The sequence below is a fragment of the Pseudoalteromonas sp. Angola-4 genome (assembly GCF_028599265.1).
Lineage (GTDB): Bacteria > Pseudomonadota > Gammaproteobacteria > Enterobacterales > Alteromonadaceae > Pseudoalteromonas > Pseudoalteromonas atlantica.
Map to the genome: position 1 here is coordinate 1 of NZ_JAQREK010000114.1, position 370 is coordinate 370.

The 370-nt window shown below is 41.4% G+C and carries 1 rRNA gene; it reads left to right on the plus strand.

The annotated features are described in order from the left end of the window. Window positions 1-265: 265 nt before the first annotated feature. A 5S ribosomal RNA gene (gene rrf / locus PSH48_RS21070) occupies window positions 266-370 on the plus strand; the annotation flags it as partial.

A 370-nucleotide genomic window follows, 5' to 3' on the forward strand; every position in this document is an offset into this window, starting at 1 on the left:
GATGTGGAAGTGGTGTGAGCCATTAAGCTAACTTGTACTAATTACCCGTGAGGCTTAACCATACAACGCCAAACGCGTTTTGTGACAGAAACAAGCGACAGAAGTTAATAGCTAGAGTAGATAGATATTTAGACTTAAAAAATATTATCAGATATTTTCCAAATTTATGAGGTGACTCTTAGCGCGTAGCGTTAACATTGAGGCACCTTACGCAAAGGAAAAAGAAGCACTACGTGCTTGTCATTAATCCTTTGCACCTAATTTGCTTGGTAACCATAGCGTTTTGGACCCACCTGACCCCATGCCGAACTCAGTAGTGAAACGAAACAGCGCCGATGATAGTGTAGCATTTGCTATGTGAAAGTAGGAC